The sequence below is a fragment of the Rheinheimera sediminis genome, from assembly GCF_004005375.1.
GTDB lineage: Bacteria > Pseudomonadota > Gammaproteobacteria > Enterobacterales > Alteromonadaceae > Pararheinheimera.
The window spans coordinates 136901-155805 of the sequence record NZ_RZUF01000006.1; the positions used below are offsets into that span (position 1 = coordinate 136901).

Consider the following 18905-nt stretch of genomic DNA (forward strand, 5'->3'; position numbering starts at 1 on the left):
CCTATCTGCACGCCCAGTGCAGTAATTGCTGAGCTATTTTATGAACCGGCAAGACTAAGGTCGCGCCACGTCGTTCGATCAGTTCTTTTGGCATACCAAAAACCACTGCAGACTCTTCGGATTCAGCGATAGTCCTGCCGCCATTGGCATGAATGCGACTAAAAGCCTCAGCACCGTCATCTCCCATCCCAGTCAATAAAACTGCAATTAAGCCCTCTGCATTACAACATTCCAAAGCGGAACGTCCCAACAACTCAACAGATGGATGCCACCTGAACTGCGGATCTTCTGGTTTAGGTTGTAAGTACAGAACACCGCAGCGGTTGGTAAACACCAGATCTGCACTGCCTCTGGCTATGTATACCTTACCGCGCTCCACAGCTAATAATTGCCCAACCTCCACCACTTCCAATGCACATAATAAATTGAGCCTGCTGGCAAAGGGGCCTGTAAAAGCAGCTGGCATATGCTGTGCTATCACTACAGGGTAGGGAAAGTCATAGGGCAACAATCGTATGATCTGCTCTAAAGTGCCAGGCCCACCTGTAGAGACGCCAATCAACACTAATCCTTCGAGCTCTCCTTCTGCTCCTGGCTTCACTTGCCGCTTGTGTCTTGGGATCACTGGCGTAGTTAGCTTATTCCACTTTGCTTCAGATTCAACCGACCCAGAATGAGGTGAGCTGCTGGATCCAGGACGCCCCCTTAGCGATAATGGTTCTGAAACTGGCTTTACTTTAGCGCCACCACGTAATCTGGCTTTAGCAGCGGCACGTACTTTAGTAAGTAATTCTCGCTCTATCTGGTCCAGTGCCAATGAAATAGTGCCATCTGGTTTGGCAACATAATCAACTGCACCGAGCGCTAGCGCTTCTAAGGTGGCCAGAGCTCCCTGAGCAGTTAAAGATGACAGCATCACCACCGGTACAGGACGCTGCAGCATGATTTCTGCTAAAGCAGTCAACCCGTCCATTTCAGGCATGTTGATATCCAAAGTCATCACATCAGGCTGAAACTCTTGGTTCATTGCTATGGCTTCGATACCATTTTTCGCGCTTTGCACCGCAAAATCGCCGGTGTCTGCCAACAAAGCGCTAATTTTTTTGCGCATTAAGGCGGAATCATCCACTACAAGAACTTTAATCGCCATCACAGTAACCTACCCTGACGTCTACACGGTCAACAAAGCCCCTAGCTTTTGCTGCTCGTCGTTATCCATAAGATGATCGGGTTCTATCAGCTGGATCATACGTTTTTGTTGCTCCAAATTAGCAACTCGCCCCAGCAGCCTTGCTTGCTCCGCAGAAAGTCGGGGAGCAGGTTCAATCAATTTTTTCGGGATCTTCAGTACTTCAGTAACCGCATCCACTATAAAACCTGTTCGCACTCCTCCAAGTACAAACACCATAATGCGCTGCCGATCATGACGTGCTATCGAATCAAGGCCCAGACGTTTGCGCTGGTCTATTACCGGCAAAACCAAACCACGTAAATTAATAATGCCTTCGATAAATGCGGGAGCCTTAGGCACTGCAGTTAACTCTTCCGGAATTCTGACAATCTCCTGCACACTCTCTATAGGTACACCAAACTCCCCATTCGCCAGGTGAAATACAACAACCTGCTCTTCGTCTTCTTCGTTTGTGTCAATATCGTCACAGTCGCTCTGCTCTTGCTGCTGCATCTCCTGAACCTCTTCAAGTGCTTGCTTAATGCTACTGACCTTAAACAGACTCTCAACATCTATTACGGACACCAACCTTTTTCCCTGGTTAAGTCGACAAATTTGACTGATCTCCGATAGATCAGACTCTTGCGTTAAGAGTGCTGGCATAGGGTCTATCAGGTTATGGGGAACCCGCAGTACCTCAGATACAGCGTCAGTAACCACGCCTATGGCATTGCCTTGCACAGCAACGACAACCACGCGACTGCGATCATCCATAGGCTTTTCTGGTAACCGAAACATTTGTCGCAAACTAACCAAAGGCAAGAGACGTTCACGTAACGTCATAATGCCGAGTACATGGCCCTGCACTTTGGGTATCTGTGCCACGTCATCAGGTATTTGCACTATTTCCTGTACATCAATAATGTCAACAGCGTATTCCTGTGAGGCAACACTGAAGCTCACTAACTGGCGCTCATCAGAACTATCTTCATCAGCTGCGACATCCTCAGCTTGTGACACACTGTGAACAGCTTTTTGTAGCAAAGGATCTTGAGATAACTCGCTGATTTCACGGAATTCGTCGGCGATCAGTTGCTTAAAATTAAGCACCATAATCATGTTTTTTTGACCCGCTATCCGCAGCACTCCTGATAACAAATTGCTATCGATACTGCTGCGAATACCGTCCACACTTTCTATCTGGCTCGGTTCGACGCTGATCACACTAGCAACCTTATCGACAACAAAGCCTAGAGGCTGACCTAAATCTATCACCAAAGCCCGGGTAGAGTCGTCATGGTTCAATTCCATAAACTGAAACACTCGGCGCAATGAAATAATGGGCAGTACCTTGCCACGCAAATTTGCCAAACCGAATAACGCAGTAGGAGCCAATGGAACACGTACTGTCAGAGGTACTCTGATTATTTCCTGCACAGGCGCCATTTCAACAGCAAACTGCTCACCATTCAGTATAAAAGTAACGAACTGTTGGCTCAGATCCCTTTGCTGTGGATCTTCAGAGACAGTTGTTACATCTGGCAGCTCAAAATCTGCAGTCATAGTACACCTCAGAGACTTTGCAGTTCATCGGCTAGCGAGGCAATTTCCTCTATAGCAGCAGCTAATTCTTCCGCGCCCTGAGATTGCTGATGTGCAGCTCCGGCTGCTTCTGTTGCTGCGCGCTCTGCTTCTTGCGCCGCCGACGAAATTTGCTCAATCCCTTTTTGTGCCTGGCTTATAGCTGCGGCTATCTCTGTTGCAGCATCCAGAATTTCAGCGGTACAGCGCTCTATGTCGGTGATATCAACTTCTATGGCTTGTAAATTGGCTGTGGCAATTTTTGCTTGTTCAGTCTCAGAGACAGCAGATTTAACTATTTCATCCAAGTCAGAACTCACCAGGCTAATTTGGTCCTGAACCCCTTTGACTAAGTCTTTTATCCGGTCTGCATTTTCAGCTGAATCCCGAGCTAGATTTCGAATGTCGGTGGAAACAACAACAAAACCTTTGCCAAATTCACCAGCCCTGGCCGCTTCAATTGAACCATTTACAGCCAACATATTAGTTTGTATGGAAACAGTAGTGATAGCTTCGACAATTTTGTCGATGCGCCTCGATACCTGTTCCAGATCTTTTACTTGCTTGATGCTGCTCTGAGTCGCAACAACAGAATTTTCGATGCCCTTAATTAACTGATCGACAGCCGCTTTATTTTGGGCCAATAACACCGAAACAGTACGCACTTTATCAGCGCCCGAACGAGCGCGGTCTAAAGCGACTTCTAATCCACGTTTGATCTGGGTTACTGCAGCGACAGACTCCTCAGTTGCTGCAGCAGAGGTCTGAGATCCTCGGCGTATTTGTTCGATAGCAGTCATGATTTGGGCTGCGGCTCTGTTCAACTCCTGCACAGCAGAGGACAACTCCTCAGCACTGGAGGCTACGTCTTCAGCGCTTTTTGCTACATTGGTCGAATTTTTTAAATCATCTGCTATATCAGATAAATCCTGAGCCGCTTTTTCACTCTCAGACAGTGCTTGGGTTTGTTCGTTAACGGTTTTTGCTGTTTCTTCGGCAGCTGCTGATTGCTGCTCAGCAGCTGCCGCTATTTCTTCTGCTCCGCGCAACGCCTGATTTGACGCTTCATTGGATTGCTGTGCACCCACAGCGATCTCCTGCATTCCTCTGACAACTTCACCTACGTCAGATCGAATTTGACCAAGCACCTGACTGATCTCTTTGCCTTTTTCAACCTCAGCGCTGATACTACTCGCGGACTGATTAATGCCTTGAGCTATACCTTTGACTTCAGACTGGATTTGGCCTACCAAGTCCTGAATTTGTTTTGCGCTTTTCTCTGAAGTTTCAGCGAGAGTTCTCACCTCATCAGCAACCACAGCAAAGCCCTTACCGTGTTTTCCTGCCCGTGCAGCTTCTATTGCCGCATTTAATGCAAGCAGGTTGGTCTGATCAGCAATTCGTACTACAGCTTTGACAATATCACCTATGTTGGCAGCTTGCTTTTCCAGCTCAACCACCTGACGAACCGAGCCTTCCTGACGCACAGCGGCTACACCTACATTCTCAATCAGACGGCTAATATCATCTGCTGTTCTCAGCACGAGTTGTTGTACTATTTCGCTTTTAGTTTGACTTAAATTGGCGCTATCCAATTGCGTGTTGATAGCCTGAACGACTTGTTTAAAAGCCTGCAGTGACTCCTGCGCAGCGCCTGCTGATTCTTCTGCGCCTGCTGCAATTAAATCTGATGCTCGCCTTAACTCTTCGGAGGCGGCGGAAGCTTCGGTTATACCGGACGAAAGCTGCGCAGTAGCCGCTGCAATCCGCTCTGCAGCCTGTTGCTGCTTTGCCAGAGTTCTTGCTCTTCTGCGCTGTGCCTCGGCTTCGCGGGATGCCGCTGCAGCTGGTTTGGCTGTCTCAACAGCGCCGCTGTTACTACCGTTTCTTTTGACTAGTGCCACCTGGATGCCTCCGGTTTTCAAATTGGAGTGTGCGATTGTGAGTACCTATGAACAATATAGCTCTCACAACTAACAACTTTGTCTACAAATGATGAGTTGATTTAAAGATAGGATCTCTTTTGTCTTCTGCCAATTTTTTTTTCATTTTTGTACACTTTTATTATTTAAAGCCTATATTAGGTACAAAAAGATAAAGTCAGAACCTAGGGTAAATGAGTAAAGCATTGATTTTAATCACGATAAAAGTGCAAAAAGGTTTACCCACAGCAGTTAACCCCATTTAAGGAACGCACCAAAAAGATGCAGATGTGCAACAAGATAGGGGCACATAAGGATTAACCTGCAAAAATTGGCAACAAGAAGTCTGGTAAAAATGATGATGAGGAAAGCGAGAATATGCCGGAGATATTGACTAAATTCGGTATGCTTTGACTTGTGGTTGAGTCACATAACCACTGGTTATTTTTAAGAAAATTCAAAAATGTACGGCTTGTAACCTGTACCTGTAAAACTTGGTAACTTTAAATTCGCCCCAAAAAAAGTAGCAGTTGAAACAAGCAAAAATACATCTGATTTAATTCAACTCTATGATTTGCACACCCAACTGATAACAGTCTTCCTGCTCCTGAGCGCAGCGCATCACCTTAGCGTGGGCAGACAAAGGCGGTATACTGGGGTTGGAACTTTCCATTTTGATATAGAGCATAACGCCCATTTCCAAAGGTTCGTCTATCTCCAGCGACATTCCTGTGGCGCTTAAATCGCGACAAATCGCATTGATCATTCTGCCTGATTCAGGATCGTTAATCATTAACTGAACCTGAGTGTTTACCATCATACGGTAATAATTACGTTTATCGCTGTGGCCTAACATAAGCTTCTACTGCCCTCCCGCACTGCTGAAACTGCAGCAACTTTGCTGTAACTCCATTCACTTTGGGTCTGTGGTTTGGATGAATGTCTTTTATAGATCGCCAACTGACCAGTGTAAAGACTTTTATTCAGCTTACTTCTGCAAATGACTACAGAGTAAATCATCGACCAACGTTTGAATATGTTTAACACTAATAGGTTTACTGACAAAAGCATCTGCTCCGGCATCAAGCGCTATCACTTCATCACGGGGAGTATCCAGGCCCGACATCATCAGAATAGGGATATGACCAGTTTCAGGCGTATTTTTTAACAAACGACAAGTGTCCAATCCGTCGAGACCCGGCATACAGATATCCATCATCACCAAGTCAGGCTGGTATTGTAGTACCAGTTGTAAGGCTTCAACCCCACTTTTGGCGTAAGACAATTGGTAAAAAGGTGCCAAAGCCAACTCAAGCAGACGATACATAAAGTCTTCATCATCCACTATCATGACTTTTTTTTGCTTCAATTCCATTGCCTGCATCCTTGTGTCTCCGTTCCCACGCATCGATGCGTTTAGTATAAGTGTATGGCTTATTTGGCAATTTGCCAAAAAACTACGAAAAACTTGCTGGCTGACTACTTTAACTCGCTGACTGCAAGCAAAATACGTTTTACAGATACCGGATAAGGGGTGCCTAAGGTTTGAGCATGTAAGGATACCTTAAGTTCCTCCAGCATCCAGCGAATATCCAACACTGGCTGTGGGATAGTACGGCCTGCGTATTTGCCGAGCAAGCTTTGATAAGCATCTTGCGCTTTTTGGTACTCCTGCGACATCAGACGATCCCGATTTGGATCCACAGGCAATTTTTCCTGACGTTTTTGTAGCGCCTGTAAATAACGCAAGATGGCATCTAAGCGCGCAGATCCATGAGTACTGACAAAGCCTTTAAACAGCAAAGAATCAAGATGTTGCTTGATTTCTCCCTGTCCTTGCACATGTTTTAACTCAACTTTACCTTTTAGCTTTTTCTGAATTTCATGTCCAAGGGTTAAAATCTGCTCTACTTTCAGCGCAATACGAAGTACGGTTTCACCCAGCTCAGCGCGGATTTTCTCCTTAACAGCGGTAAAATCAGCTTCAGTTTCCGGCCAGGCTTGCTCACTGATTAGCTGATCAACACCAGCAGCAATACAATCGTCAATCAACTCCAGTACCTTGCCAAAAGGATTAAAATACAAACCCAGTTTGGCTTTATTGGGCAAGGACTCCTGCAGGTATTTCACAGGTGAAGGCACGTTCAGCAAGACCAAACGACGCAACCCCAGCTTGCTGTGTTCAGCCGCCTGTTCTGCGTTATCCAGTAACTTAATAGACACCGAATTTTTATTGTCCACCAAAGCCGGATAGGCTTTGATTTGATAACCGGCCTGCATTTTGATGTATTCACGCGGTAGCTGGCCAAAGGTCCATTGTGTCAGTTGCTCTTGCTCTATGCCCCGCTCTGCCACCTGACTTAAGTTCTGTTGGACTTTGCCTTGCAGCTCTTGTTTTAGAAGGGCCAAAGAGCGACCTTGTTTTAACGTAGTCCCCTTTTCATCCACTACCTTAAAGTTAAACTTCAGATGAGTTTCAATACCGGAAAGCTCCCAGGCATCATCCGGAATGGTTACACCCGACATACGTTTTAATCTGTTACTGACCACATCCAGCAAAGGGCCATCTTCAGGCTGAATACTTTGCAATAAGGCATCGGCGTAATTTGGTGCTGGCACAAAGTTGCGTCTGTATTGTTTCGGCAGGCATTTAATCAGCGCCACCAGCAAATCATGCCGTAACCCTGGTATCAACCAGTCAAAGCCTGTTTCTTCCAGCTGGTTTAACAAGGATAAAGGTACAACAAGACTGACGCCATCATCAGGCGCCCCAGGTGAAAAATGATAATCCAGCGGTAAGGTTAAATTACCCTGACGCCAGAACTCTGGGAATTTATCAGCTGTGACTTCAGAGGCATCACGCTTATACAGCTGTTCTAAATCCAGATTTAATAACTTCGCATCTTTGGCCTTGGCTTCTTTCCACCATTTGGCAAAATCGACTCTGTTATTGGCCCAGACCGGAATTTTTTCAGCATAAAATGCGGCTAAGGTATCTTCATCCACCAATATATCGCGGCGGCGGGCTTTTTCTTCCAGCTCTGTCACTTGCTCGATCAGCTTTTGGTTATGAGCTAAAAAGCTTTCGTTCAGGCCTAAATCCTGTTCCACCAAAGCACTGCGGATAAAAATACTGTGACAAGTGGCCGGGTCTATTTTGCTGTACAGCACAGGGCGTTTGCCGACTATGATCAGGCCATACAAAGACACCTGTTCATAAGCCACTACCGCGCCTTTTTTCTTCTCCCAGTGCGGCTCGCTGTAACTACGGGTGACTAAATGCATAGCCGCAGGTTCAACCCATTCAGGCTCTATTTTCGCCACGGCGCGGGCATACAGCTTGGAGGTTTCCACCAGCTCAGCGGCCATCACCCACTTAGGTTTTCGTTTAAATAAGCTGCTACCTGGGAAAACAAAAAACCGGCTTTGGCGTGGGCCCATATAATCGGCATCGCTGTCGCGGCTCCCAATCTGGCCTAATAAACCTGTCAGTAAAGCACTGTGGATTTGCTCGTAGGATGCCACCTGCGAATTCAGGCTCCACTGCTGCTCGCTGCAGATTTGGCACAACTGGCCAAATAAGTCCTGCCATTCACGCACCCGCAGGTAGTTCAACAGCTCTTGTTTACATAAACGGCGGAACTGGTTATTGGTCAGCTCGTCCTGTTTCTCTTGCAGATAAGCCCAGAGCTTAAGCCAGGCGCTGAAATCTGAATCCGGATCAGCAAAACGGCCATGCAATTCATCGGCTTTTTGCTGTTTATCCAAAGGACGCTCACGTGGGTCCTGAATAGACAAAGCTGAGACTATCACCAGCACTTCCTGCAAGCAGCTGTGTTTTGTCGCCGCAAACACCATACGGGCTAAACGAGGATCAACAGGTAAACGGCTGATTTGACGGCCTAAGTCGGTCATTTGCAGACTGTGGCTATTGGACTGAGGTTTCACAGCCCCCAGCTCTTCCAACAGCTTAATACCGTCGTTAATAAAACGGCTATCTGGCCGCTCTAAAAACGGAAAGGCCTGAATATCCCCTAACCCCAAGGCCAGCATTTGCAAAATAACAGAGGCTAAGTTGGTGCGCAGAATTTCCGGATCGGTAAATTCGGGTCTGCCATTAAAATCTTCTTCACTGTATAACCGAATACAGATACCAGCAGCGACACGACCACAACGGCCTTTACGCTGATTGGCGCTGGCTTGACTGACGGCTTCAATGGGCAGCTGTTGCACTTTGGACCTGTAGCTGTAACGCGAAATCCGCACTGTGCCCGGGTCTATCACATAACGGATACCAGGCACTGTTAACGAGGTTTCAGCCACGTTGGTTGACAGCACTATTCTGCGACCCACACTGGTCTGAAATATCCGGTTTTGCTCGGCTGCACTTAAACGGGCATAGAGCGGCAGTATTTCGGTATGAGGCAGTTTGAGCTTTTCCAGCGCATCTGCAGTATCACGTATCTCGCGCTCACCGTTTAAAAAAATCAGAATATCGCCTGGTGGCTCGCGGTACAGCTCTTCCACTGCATCAAAAATTGACTGCAGTTGATCGGCATCTTTGTCGTCGTTTTCTGCCACGGGCCGGTAACGGGTTTCCACCGGATAAGTACGGCCCGAGACTTCAATAATAGGCGCGTCAAAAAAGTGCTTGGAAAAACGCTCCGGATCTATGGTGGCCGAGGTAATAATGACTTTTAAATCAGGGCGGCGCGGCAACAGCTGCTTTAAGTAACCCAATAAAAAGTCGATATTTAAACTGCGTTCATGTGCTTCATCGATGATGATGGTGTCGTATTGATTTAAAAACCTGTCCTGCTGGATTTCTGCCAGCAGCACACCGTCTGTCATCAGTTTGACTAAAGTAGTAGGCGCTGTATGGTCGCCAAAACGGATTTTATAACCCACCTGTTGACCTACAGGGCATTTTAGCTCTTCGGCTAAACGCGCAGACACACTACGCGCAGCTAAACGCCGAGGCTGAGTGTGGCCTATCATGCCTGCAACACCACGGCCTAACTCTAAACAGATTTTTGGAATTTGGGTGGTTTTACCCGAGCCTGTTTCACCGGCAATAATCACCACCTGATGTTTGGCTATAGCGGCTTTAATATCGTCTTTTTTGCCGACAACAGGCAGCTCAGCCGGGTATTCAATAGTGGGCATTGCGGCAAGACGCTGAGCACGTAGTTGCATAGAAGTGGCAATTTTTGCCGACAACTGCTGCATTAACTGCTGTTGTTTGCCCGCATCTTGCTGCTTTTTAATGTTCTGTAAGGACTGACGGAAACGATGCTGATCTTTGGATAAAGAATTAGTAATGGCCTTGGTCAGCGCGGCAACAGAAATTTCAGCGTCCGGACTAACCGGATTGGAAGCAACAGCAGGTTTAGCAGTAGAGTCGGTCAACACAAGGCCCTCAATAAATAGGGGCGACATGCTACCAAGTTCAGGGGCTTCAGATCCAGTAAAAGCACCGCTTAAAACGGTGCTTTTACTGCACATTTAATATTAATACCCGTAGGGGCGGGTCTTGTACCCGCCCGTCAACACGAAACAGCGGAACCCATCGAATGTCCGGGACAAGCCGCGACCCCTGCACCCGCCCGTCTCAAATTCTAAACTGAACTCTACGGGGTATTGCACCCGCCCCGCTCAGCTTAAAATCGATTAGCTCACAGCTTTGTAATGCGAATGCAATTCCAAGTCGATGGCACGCAATACATCAGTTCTGCTAATCACGCCCTGCAGATAGCCATCGTCATCCACCACAGGATAAACCTTAGGTTTAGCCATCAGCATCGTCTGAGCTAAATCTACTATACCGTGGTAAGATTTCACCGTCAGAACTTCGGTACGCATCACGTCTTTGACCGAAGCGGCCTGCTGTAAATGATAAGTACCAGATAACATTCTGGACAGGCAATCCTGTTCAGAGACAAAACCAATCACTTTCTTTTCTTTATTGATCACAGGGCCACCTAACTGCCCAGCGAGGATCAGTTTATTGACAGCTTCTTCAACTGACATCTCTTCGGTAAAGGTAACAGGATGACGATTCATGTGATCTGCGATTTTTAATAAGTCCATAAGCCCCTCAACAATGTCGTATCTTCACAACACTCTAAGCTTAGACCAGTGGACGTTATTTGCTCTGGCCCTGTTTAAATATTTCAGTGACAGCAGCTTCACCCTCAAGTCTTTTCGCTCTGTACATGCCTTCGGTATTAAAGCTCCAACTGACTTTACCTTTATAGTCAATCAGGATCACACCTCCTGAACCACCTACGTTAGCCAGTTCCTGTTGAATCACCAGATCCGCCGCTTTATCGGCACTGATACCCTGGTACTTTACTCTGGCACAGATATCTGAGGCGACCCGGTAACGAATAAAAAACTCGCCATGACCAGTGGCAGAAACTGCGCAACTAGTGTTGTCTGCAAAATTTCCAGCGCCGATAATAGGCGCATCCCCAATACGACCATAACGTTTCGCTGTCATACCGCCAGTAGAGGTAGCTGCAGAGAGCAATCCGCTGCGATCTATGGCCACAGCACCTACTGTACCCATGTTCCATTCTGGTTGCCACGGCGCCGTTAATCGATAATTTTTCGCCTGCTGTGGTACTTTTTGCATAGTCTGTTTAGCCTTTTTTAAGGCCTCAAAGCGAAATACCGTATCAAAATAAGAGTTCTCTACCAGGTCCAGTCCTTGCTCTTTGGCAAATTGCTCAGCACCTGCACCTGAAAGCATCACATGCTCTGACTTTTCCATCACAGCTCGGGCCAACAATACTGGATTCTTCACTGTAGTGACGCCAGAAACCGCGCCAGCCATCAGATTGTCACCCCGCATAATGGAGGCGTCCAGTTCATGGCCTTCATCGTAGGTGTAAACAGCGCCTTTGCCTGCATTGAACAGTGGCGAATCTTCCATCACCAGCACTGCTGCTGTCACGGCATCAACACTACTGCCACCTTTTTCCAGCACAGCATAACCCGACTCAACCGCATGCTTTAAAGTCGCGTGATAGGCTTGCTCTTGTGCCTCTGTAAGCTGGCTTTTGTTGATGGTGCCTGCACCACCATGGAGCACTATAGCGATTGGAGTTGTAGCCTGGTTAGCCGAAACCAAAGCAGAAAAACAGCAACAGGCTAAAAAACTAATAGTGCGACGCATAAAAATCCCCGGCCAATAAACTTTGTACTCAAGGTTGTACCGCGAACTCCCTCACAGATGCAAGTTACTCAGGTTAGTTTTGCCAGAATAGGGGTTCAGTCTCCAGCGCCTATGGACGTCTCCGCACTACAATTACCAGCTCTTTTGAATCCTGCATCCAAGGCTTGCTGTTCTGTCTCAAACCATTGCTGATTACGTTCTGACACCTGGCGAAAACCACCGCAATGACTTAAATGATACAACTTGCTGCGTTTATTGCCCAGCACCTGACCGGGAGCGAGCTCTGGCTGAATTGATGTGACAGCGGCAATTTGAGTCACCTCAGGTTTCTTCACGCCGAAACCAGAGGCTTTAAAACCCAGTTGCCAGACTTTCCGACCTGTTACAAAGTCGTTGCCATGCCCCATATGCTGGGCAATACGCTGCTGCAATTTAAGTTCAGCTTCATCAACAGGGTCCTGCTGGTGCCAGGCCATAAACAGCTGTTGCTGGGCTTTGGCCAAAGGAATGTTGTATTTGTCGGCCATGTAAAAATGAATACGAGCTATGTCGCCACGGATCTGTGCTCTTGGTTCAACTTGCCGACTTTTAAAATCCACTTTTACCTCACATGAACCATATTGTGGTGCTTGAGGTGGTAACAGTGCAAATCGGTAGTGTGCTCTGTCACCATTCACTTCTCCTATCGCAGGTTTGAGGTTAAATAAATCAGCTTCCATTTGTTTAAACAAATTATCTGTTTTCCCACAAAGCTCACGCCCGCCATTTTTCCAGCAGGACAAAGCAGAACCAAATTGCTGGGCTGGCATAATGTGCTCCCATTCAATTCGGCTGGCGCGAGGCCCATTTTTTCGTACCTGATAACCACAGGCACTAAGATCAGGGATGCCTTTACCGGCCTGCCATCGAATTGGACAACCGCAGTAAAACTCTTGCTTTTCAGATGCATAAATACGACTTGCCAGTTTCTTTGCAGAATCAAAGCCCACTGGAGCGGCAGCTAAGCCCCAAACGGCAAAAAAGTACAAAAAGACAGCAGAAAATATGAATTTAAACAAGGAGGTACAACCTTAAACTACGCATGAAACGATTTGATTATGCCATAAGTGTGAACTAAGCGAATCAACAATTAAACTTAGGATAGCGGCGACTCAGGCCAGAAGCTTTTTTCTCGTTTTCTTGCGCAGTACACTGATTTCTTTAGCGGGTACAAAACACAGATAAAGAAACATAAGATATTTCTGCTATATTTAACATTCAACAGAAAACTGCAATAGAAGTACGGCTAGGTGCACAGCTATAAACATCCTTTACAGTCTAAGCAGAGCTATTTAGTATGCTAGCAAAAAAGTATCAGCTGTGAGTTGTCAGCGAAACGCAGAGTAAGAGTTAGAATTTTATGGACCAGTCATTTTTTCGTCTAAAAAAAGTCTTGGTCATTGATGACTGTGCGCCCGTCAGAGCCACTGTAAAAGGAATGTTACAACAAATGGGGTTTGAGGCTATTCATATGGCCAAAGATGCCGGCGAAGCTATGCAAAAATGCATAGACATGCCTTTCGACTTTATTTTATGTGACTTTAATTTGGGAGACTGCAAAGACGGTTATCAGCTTTTTGAAGCCTTAAAAAAACAACAACTACTAGCCCCACTCTGCTGTTTTATTGTGATTAGCGCTGAGAGCCAAAGCCAAATTGTACATGGAGTCATTGAATTACAACCTGATGACTACTTATTAAAGCCCTTTACTTCTTCAGCATTAGAAGAGCGGATCATCAGAGCCGTTAAACATCGCATAGAACTTCGAAAAGTATTTTTCCGTCTGTTTGAACACGACTATTCAGAGGCTACGCGCGAATGTGACCTTGTCATGCGCACTAAACCAGACTACGCCTTGCAGGCCATGCGGCTCAAAGGTGAATTACTGTTAAAGCTAGGTGAGTACGATAAAGCAGAAGTATTTTATCAAAAAGTATTGCAACAAAAAGCCTACAGCTGGGCGCGTTTAGGCCATGCCTTATGCTGCTTTTATTTGGAGCTCTGGGAAGATACCGAGCTGGAGCTGGCAGACTTGACTCAGTTTGGCGACACCAAAGTTGAAGCCCTGGACTGGTTGTCTCGTTTGTATGTGCGCCATGGCCGTTATCAATTAGCCTTTGATACACTGACGAAAGCAGCCACATTATCCCCAAAAAACGTCAGTCGACAAAAAACCTTAAGTAACTTATGTGTTATTTTGGGCCATACCGATTTAGCAGCTCGAATTGCCGGAAAAATCATTCAGGGCGCTCGCCATTCCATAGACGATACGGCTGATAATTATCTGAATCATGCCCGTGCTCTGGTTGACCAGGCCAAAAGTGTATCTGCGCTGGAAAAAGCTGTTATTTTACAAAATGCAGCTAAGTTGTTGGATGCCTTGCACAAGCGTTTTAACGTAGACATCCTCAAACGCGAAACTGTGATTTTACGTAGCCGCATGAGCAGTTGCCGCGGCGCCATCAAAGAAGGCCGCGAATTAATGCAGCAAATTCAGGGTTTTTCTCTGGATGATCTGAGTATCGACAGTTGTATGGACGCAGCCAAAGCGTTTTTTGAACTGGGAGATTTGTATTCCAGCCAGCTTTGTATCGATCGTTTAAAAATCATGCTGTATGACGATGATTTCTTGACCGAAACTCAGCGCATCATGTTGCAACTTGAACAGGACAAACACGAAAACCTAAAACAGCAGATCAAACAAATTAATACCGAAGCCTCTGATGCCTACCGCATGGGCCAGTATGGTCGGGCTGTATCATTATTTTGTGAAACTTTCGACTTTATGCCAACCAACCCGGTGATAGCACTGAACTTACTACAAGCTATGAGCAAGAGTGCTGGTGTCACAGGCGAAGCTATTAATTACGCCCGTAACGCAGCCAGGGTACTGAGACAAAATCAATTAGGTAAAAGTGAGCAAGAACGTTTCGAAAAATATGTGGCAACCTTAAAGAAAACTCAACCAGGTTTGTCTCAGGTTCAGCTGTAAAGCTTTTAAGCCAAAACAATATAGTCAGACCGATGCACTGTCTCTTTGTAGTGGCCCTGGACCAAACGCACATAACGACCATCTATCTGATCAATCGCAATACAGTCGTCAACATCCACTACCGCATCGGTGTGAGGTTTATCCCAACTTTTCGGTAGATGCATTTTACCTTTTTGTTTGGCTTGTGCTTTGTCTTTGGCGGTGACCAGTAAGTAATGGTGATCTTCACCAAAAGTACCTGGGGTGTAGCCACCTAAGTTGATGAAAAATAATCGCAATTCATCAGCCGCAGGCGCTTGTTCAGAAAATCGTACCTGATAGCCCTCTATACCATCCACCTGCATCCAGGAGTCAATATGCATCCCCTCCGAAGTACCAAACCATTGCTGACGTAACTCTGGGTAACAATCTTCAATGCAGCTGCCTGTAACAAAAACAACATCATGCACTTCAATTTTTGCTTTTGGGTGTTTACCACCTAACATCACTACAAATAACATTCAACAATCCTTATGAGGATAAACTTTTTTTACGCAGTGGGGTTTCAACACTGCGGCCTGTGTTCATCAGTTGGTGTCTGGCAAGCAGAAAGCTAAAAACCGCTTGCACCACCACAGAAGCAGCTGAAATCAGCCATAAATTATGCAGCGAAAAAGCAGGACTTTGACTTAAGCAGATCGCCGCTAACGCAAAAACCAAAAATCTTGTAACCGAGCTTAGCAAACCGGGCAAAGTGTTCCCTAAGCCTTGAAACAAACCAGAGCAAGTCAAGACTACTGCCGAAGCAAATAAACTCCACGAAGTAATCTGAATAAAATCGCTACCTGCAGCCCTGACATCAAGGTCTGAGCTGAAAAAACTTATCAACCATAGAGGATCAAGCTGACAAACTAAAAACAGTAACCCCATAGCCACAAGTTGCATTTTTAAAGCGGCATTAAAGCTTGCGCTAATGCGATCCGACCGACCTGCACCAAGGTTTTGACCAAAAACTGCTGGTAATGAAAAGGCAATAGCCACAGCTGGTAAAGAAATAGCCTGGACCAATCGCATCCCTGCACCGAAACCGGCTTGGGCCGCTGAGCCAAAATCTTTAATCAGGACATACACCAAAGCACTGAACACAAACATCAGCAAAAACTCAGCGCCAGCAGGACAGCCAATGGCCAGTAGTCGGCGCAATACTTTAAAATCTGGCTTTTTAATCTGGCGAAGATGCAAATATAGCTCTTGTTTGTGCAGATAAAAAAGCAATAAAACCAAACCTGCGCTTACAGACAAAGTACTAGCTAAACCTGCTCCAGCCACACCCATGGCATATCCAGTCAGCCAGCCATTGATAAGAACAGGGGCCAGCAAAATATTTAAAAATACTGTCAGCAATTGAATTTTCATAGTGGATTTTACATTACCAGTGGCACGTAAGCCGGCAACCAGCGCCACAGAAACAAACTGCAATGCCAAACCAGGCAGAAACCAGTTGAGATACTGCTGGCTTAATAAAATCACTTCTATTGAGGTTGAAGTCGCCCGCACATAAGGTTGAACCAGAAAAGGCCCAAACATGAAGAGCCCGCAGGTGCCAGCCAAACCCAGCCATAGGCCCTGATGGAAAATCCGATTAGCCTCAGTCGGATTTTGTGCGCCAACAGCCGGGGCCATCAACGCGACTAAACCGACGCTGAGTACCTGGGTGAGCGCTATCACCAAAAACATCAGGTTGGCACTGCTAACAACTGCAGCCAAAGCATGGGTACCTAGGCCCGCAACGAAATACAGGTCAACCAAAATATACAGGGTTTGCACCAACATCCCCAGGGTCATAGGCAAAGCCTGACTAAGGATTTGCCTGTAGACCGAGCCTCGCGTTAAATCCTTCACTTAAAGTTTCATCCCTGAGCACTAAGTTTAATCCCGACCGTTGTAGATCCGGCCACCAGAGTTTTTGTAGTCATCAAGCACCGCTTTGGCGTCACTACGCTTAAACTGACGCACCACGTCTATGCCAGCATTCTCTAAATACTGATAAGACTGCTCAAACACCGGGCCTTCGTCAAAACCTATAGCTCTGGCATCTTCAGCAGCACCAGCACAGACCATACGGTTAACGCCGCTCCAGAGCACTGCGCCCATACACATGGCGCATGGCTCACAGGAGGTAAAAAGCTCCCGACCACTGTCTGTTGCCAGAGTAAAAGTACCGATCGCTTTTTCGGCCATCATAATAGCTACAGTTTCACCATGTAAGGTGGAATTAGTTAAAGGCACCACTCGGTTTACCCCTACCCCTAACAGCTGACCTGAAGCGCGATCAAAAATAGCAGTACCAAAAGGACCACCAGTGCCACGTTCAACGTTTTGTTTTGATAACTCAATGGCCAGAGCCATTTTTTCATCATCATTGTGATAGGTTTTTTGCCAGTCGACAAAAGATGCCACCCAATCTGGTAATTCTACTGTCACAGCACTGCCTGGCTGGTGAACAAAACCAATACGCTCTTTCATGATTTTTCCTGTCGCTTGTAACAAAAAATTGGGCCGACCTTTTACCTTTATATCAGCTGGGCTACAAGTAAAAAATCACTAGCTGCTAAATTTTTATGAAATAACCTCGACAGAGCAAAATCAGACAAGTCTGATCCACAACACATCAGTCAGGCTTTAGATTAACGCGCCTTACTGCTGGTAAATATTTTTAGTATTCCGCCAGGCACACTCACCCTAAGGAGCGATCTGAAATGCGCCACAGACTATGCACTCTGCTCAAAACACTCACAGTCCTTAGTGGCCTGATGGCTTCAGCCAGTTATGCCGCAGCTCCTAATATTAACGTCGGCACTTTGCACGACTATATCAGTGGTAAACAAAGCACTGAACTTAAACGTATTTATAACGCTGGGGACGCCACAGCTTTTGTTCGCGTGACAGTGCATGAGATTGTTTATGACGACAAAGGTATCGCCAAAGAAGTGGAAGCCGGCGAGATATTAGGTGATAGCCAAAATGCCGATACTTTAATTGTTAGCCCTGCCCGTTTGATTATTCCGGCTTCAGGCATTCAGTCAGCTCGCTTATTGTTTGTTGGCCTACGCGATAAAGAACGTTACTTTCGGGTGCGTTATATTCCTGTGTTGCCGGACGTCAACGACAACTTTAACTTAAGCGCCGAAGAAAGTGCCGACTACAACAGCTCATTGCAGGCTGGTTTTAACCTGCTGGCAGGTTACGGCACAATCGTCTTTGTGCATCCGGCGCAAGAGCTGTATGACACCCAGATCACAGCCTACAACGACAAAGTCGTGATCCGCAATAACGGTAATACCACCATTAAGCTGGATAAGCTAACTCAGTGTGACACCGGTAATACCAACTGTGACAAGCCCATACTGGAGCATATTCTGCCGGGTAAAACCAAAACATTGCTCAAAGACGCAGGCCGCCATTATCGCTTTGAGTTGCAGGAAGGCAATATGAAAAAGATGCAGGAGTTTTGAGATGCGCAAATGGATGTGCGGCTACGTACTAGTGTTGCTGAGTCTGATCAGTGGTTCGCTAAACGCGGCTATTACGCTTAAAAAAGACTTTGTACTGGTGATGCAACTGCCGCGCACTAACTTTATCGTTACAACCCCAGATTCTGACCCTTGGTTGGGTCAGCCTCAGCGTATGGAGTGGGATATCTCGAGGCGCCAGTTCCACCCACTGCATAAGCAACTGTTGATCCAAAGCTCCGTAGGAGCAGTCAGCGCCAGACTATTAAACACTCCTCAGCTTAGCAACGGCGCTGAAAGCATTGGCCTCAAAGTTAAGTTAAATCAGGTTGAGCTTGGTTTACGCAACAGTCCAGTATTGTCAGCAACAGAAGCCTTAGAACAAAACCTGGTTCAGCTAAGCATAAGTACAAAACCCAGAGCCGATGGTCGACCTTATTTCCCAGGTACTTACACCGGGATAGTCACCCTGCTACTGGAGACTTCTGTCCCTTAACCACTTCAAGGATCTCAGGCTAACAACAAACTC

Annotated in this window: 15 protein-coding genes; 3 read left to right on the forward strand and 12 right to left on the reverse strand. The window is 46.4% G+C overall.

Going from position 1 to position 18905, the window contains the following annotated elements:
- Nucleotide 1: 1 nt before the first annotated feature.
- The 9 genes from cheB to EMM73_RS05730 all read right to left on the reverse strand — a co-directional run bounded on the left by cheB (nucleotide 2) and on the right by EMM73_RS05730 (nucleotide 12912).
- The gene (gene cheB / locus EMM73_RS05690) at nucleotides 2–1150 is read right to left on the reverse strand and encodes a chemotaxis-specific protein-glutamate methyltransferase CheB (protein ID WP_127685487.1); all 1149 of its coding nucleotides are present in this window, start codon (nucleotides 1148–1150) and stop codon (nucleotides 2–4) included.
- A 21-nt stretch (nucleotides 1151–1171) separates the two neighbouring features.
- On the reverse strand, nucleotides 1172–2734 hold the full coding sequence (locus EMM73_RS05695; protein ID WP_127685488.1) for a chemotaxis protein CheW: 1563 nt from the start codon (nucleotides 2732–2734) through the stop codon (nucleotides 1172–1174).
- An 8-nt stretch (nucleotides 2735–2742) separates the two neighbouring features.
- The gene (locus tag EMM73_RS05700) at nucleotides 2743–4656 is read right to left on the reverse strand and encodes a methyl-accepting chemotaxis protein (protein WP_127685489.1); all 1914 of its coding nucleotides are present in this window, start codon (nucleotides 4654–4656) and stop codon (nucleotides 2743–2745) included.
- Between the two features lie 574 nt (nucleotides 4657–5230).
- Nucleotides 5231–5530, reverse strand: coding sequence for a PilZ domain-containing protein (locus tag EMM73_RS05705; protein WP_127685490.1), 300 nt, complete (start codon nucleotides 5528–5530; stop codon nucleotides 5231–5233).
- Nucleotides 5531–5662: 132 nt separating this feature from the next.
- Nucleotides 5663–6049 (reverse strand): response regulator, encoded by a 387-nt coding sequence (locus EMM73_RS05710; protein WP_261373335.1) that lies wholly within the window; start codon nucleotides 6047–6049, stop codon nucleotides 5663–5665.
- Nucleotides 6050–6153: 104 nt separating this feature from the next.
- Nucleotides 6154–10086 carry an ATP-dependent RNA helicase HrpA gene (gene hrpA / locus EMM73_RS05715; RefSeq protein WP_222422605.1) on the reverse strand — a complete coding sequence of 1311 codons (3933 nt, stop codon included), beginning with the start codon at nucleotides 10084–10086 and terminating at the stop codon, nucleotides 6154–6156.
- A gap of 258 nt (nucleotides 10087–10344) precedes the next feature.
- Nucleotides 10345–10764 (reverse strand): CBS domain-containing protein, encoded by a 420-nt coding sequence (locus EMM73_RS05720; RefSeq protein WP_127685492.1) that lies wholly within the window; start codon nucleotides 10762–10764, stop codon nucleotides 10345–10347.
- A 55-nt stretch (nucleotides 10765–10819) separates the two neighbouring features.
- Entirely contained in the window at nucleotides 10820–11854 is a 1035-nt protein-coding gene (locus EMM73_RS05725; protein WP_127685493.1) for an isoaspartyl peptidase/L-asparaginase family protein, read from the reverse strand.
- A 95-nt stretch (nucleotides 11855–11949) separates the two neighbouring features.
- Nucleotides 11950–12912 carry an endonuclease gene (locus EMM73_RS05730; RefSeq protein WP_127685494.1) on the reverse strand — a complete coding sequence of 321 codons (963 nt, stop codon included), beginning with the start codon at nucleotides 12910–12912 and terminating at the stop codon, nucleotides 11950–11952.
- A 341-nt stretch (nucleotides 12913–13253) separates the two neighbouring features.
- On the opposite strand from EMM73_RS05730, the gene EMM73_RS05735 reads away from it, so the two are divergent.
- Nucleotides 13254–14885 carry a response regulator gene (locus EMM73_RS05735; RefSeq protein ID WP_127685495.1) on the forward strand — a complete coding sequence of 544 codons (1632 nt, stop codon included), beginning with the start codon at nucleotides 13254–13256 and terminating at the stop codon, nucleotides 14883–14885.
- A gap of 5 nt (nucleotides 14886–14890) precedes the next feature.
- On the opposite strand, the gene EMM73_RS05740 is transcribed toward EMM73_RS05735, so the two are convergent.
- From EMM73_RS05740 to EMM73_RS05750, 3 genes are read right to left on the reverse strand one after another with little or no spacing between them, the layout of a single operon-like run.
- Nucleotides 14891–15385, reverse strand: a complete 495-nt coding sequence (locus EMM73_RS05740) for a DUF1543 domain-containing protein (protein WP_127685496.1) — start codon at nucleotides 15383–15385, stop codon at nucleotides 14891–14893.
- A gap of 10 nt (nucleotides 15386–15395) precedes the next feature.
- Nucleotides 15396–16766, reverse strand: coding sequence for an MATE family efflux transporter (locus tag EMM73_RS05745; RefSeq protein ID WP_127685497.1), 1371 nt, complete (start codon nucleotides 16764–16766; stop codon nucleotides 15396–15398).
- Nucleotides 16767–16793: 27 nt separating this feature from the next.
- The gene (locus tag EMM73_RS05750) at nucleotides 16794–17390 is read right to left on the reverse strand and encodes a nucleoside deaminase (RefSeq protein WP_127685498.1); all 597 of its coding nucleotides are present in this window, start codon (nucleotides 17388–17390) and stop codon (nucleotides 16794–16796) included.
- Nucleotides 17391–17623: 233 nt separating this feature from the next.
- On the opposite strand from EMM73_RS05750, the gene EMM73_RS05755 reads away from it, so the two are divergent.
- Nucleotides 17624–18379: a hypothetical protein gene (locus EMM73_RS05755; RefSeq protein ID WP_222422603.1), complete on the forward strand. Its 756-nt coding sequence runs from the start codon at nucleotides 17624–17626 to the stop codon at nucleotides 18377–18379.
- Between the two features lies 1 nt (nucleotide 18380).
- Nucleotides 18381–18872 (forward strand): CS1 type fimbrial major subunit, encoded by a 492-nt coding sequence (locus tag EMM73_RS05760; RefSeq protein WP_127685499.1) that lies wholly within the window; start codon nucleotides 18381–18383, stop codon nucleotides 18870–18872.
- Nucleotides 18873–18905 lie beyond the last annotated feature (33 nt).

What these genes read in the sequence shown, in the direction of transcription:
- EMM73_RS05735 (WP_127685495.1), top strand. Translation starts at nt 13,254, where the DNA reads ATGGACCAGTCATTTTTTCGTCTAAAAAAAGTCTTGGTCATTGATGAC.
- EMM73_RS05725 (WP_127685493.1), bottom strand. Translation starts at nt 11,854, where the DNA reads ATGCGTCGCACTATTAGTTTTTTAGCCTGTTGCTGTTTTTCTGCTTTG.
- EMM73_RS05755 (WP_222422603.1), top strand. Translation starts at nt 17,624, where the DNA reads ATGCGCCACAGACTATGCACTCTGCTCAAAACACTCACAGTCCTTAGT.
- EMM73_RS05695 (WP_127685488.1), bottom strand. Translation starts at nt 2,734, where the DNA reads ATGACTGCAGATTTTGAGCTGCCAGATGTAACAACTGTCTCTGAAGAT.
- cheB (WP_127685487.1), bottom strand. Translation starts at nt 1,150, where the DNA reads ATGGCGATTAAAGTTCTTGTAGTGGATGATTCCGCCTTAATGCGCAAA.
- EMM73_RS05760 (WP_127685499.1), top strand. Translation starts at nt 18,381, where the DNA reads ATGCGCAAATGGATGTGCGGCTACGTACTAGTGTTGCTGAGTCTGATC.
- EMM73_RS05705 (WP_127685490.1), bottom strand. Translation starts at nt 5,530, where the DNA reads ATGTTAGGCCACAGCGATAAACGTAATTATTACCGTATGATGGTAAAC.
- EMM73_RS05740 (WP_127685496.1), bottom strand. Translation starts at nt 15,385, where the DNA reads ATGTTATTTGTAGTGATGTTAGGTGGTAAACACCCAAAAGCAAAAATT.
- EMM73_RS05710 (WP_261373335.1), bottom strand. Translation starts at nt 6,049, where the DNA reads ATGGAATTGAAGCAAAAAAAAGTCATGATAGTGGATGATGAAGACTTT.
- EMM73_RS05720 (WP_127685492.1), bottom strand. Translation starts at nt 10,764, where the DNA reads ATGGACTTATTAAAAATCGCAGATCACATGAATCGTCATCCTGTTACC.
- EMM73_RS05750 (WP_127685498.1), bottom strand. Translation starts at nt 17,390, where the DNA reads ATGAAAGAGCGTATTGGTTTTGTTCACCAGCCAGGCAGTGCTGTGACA.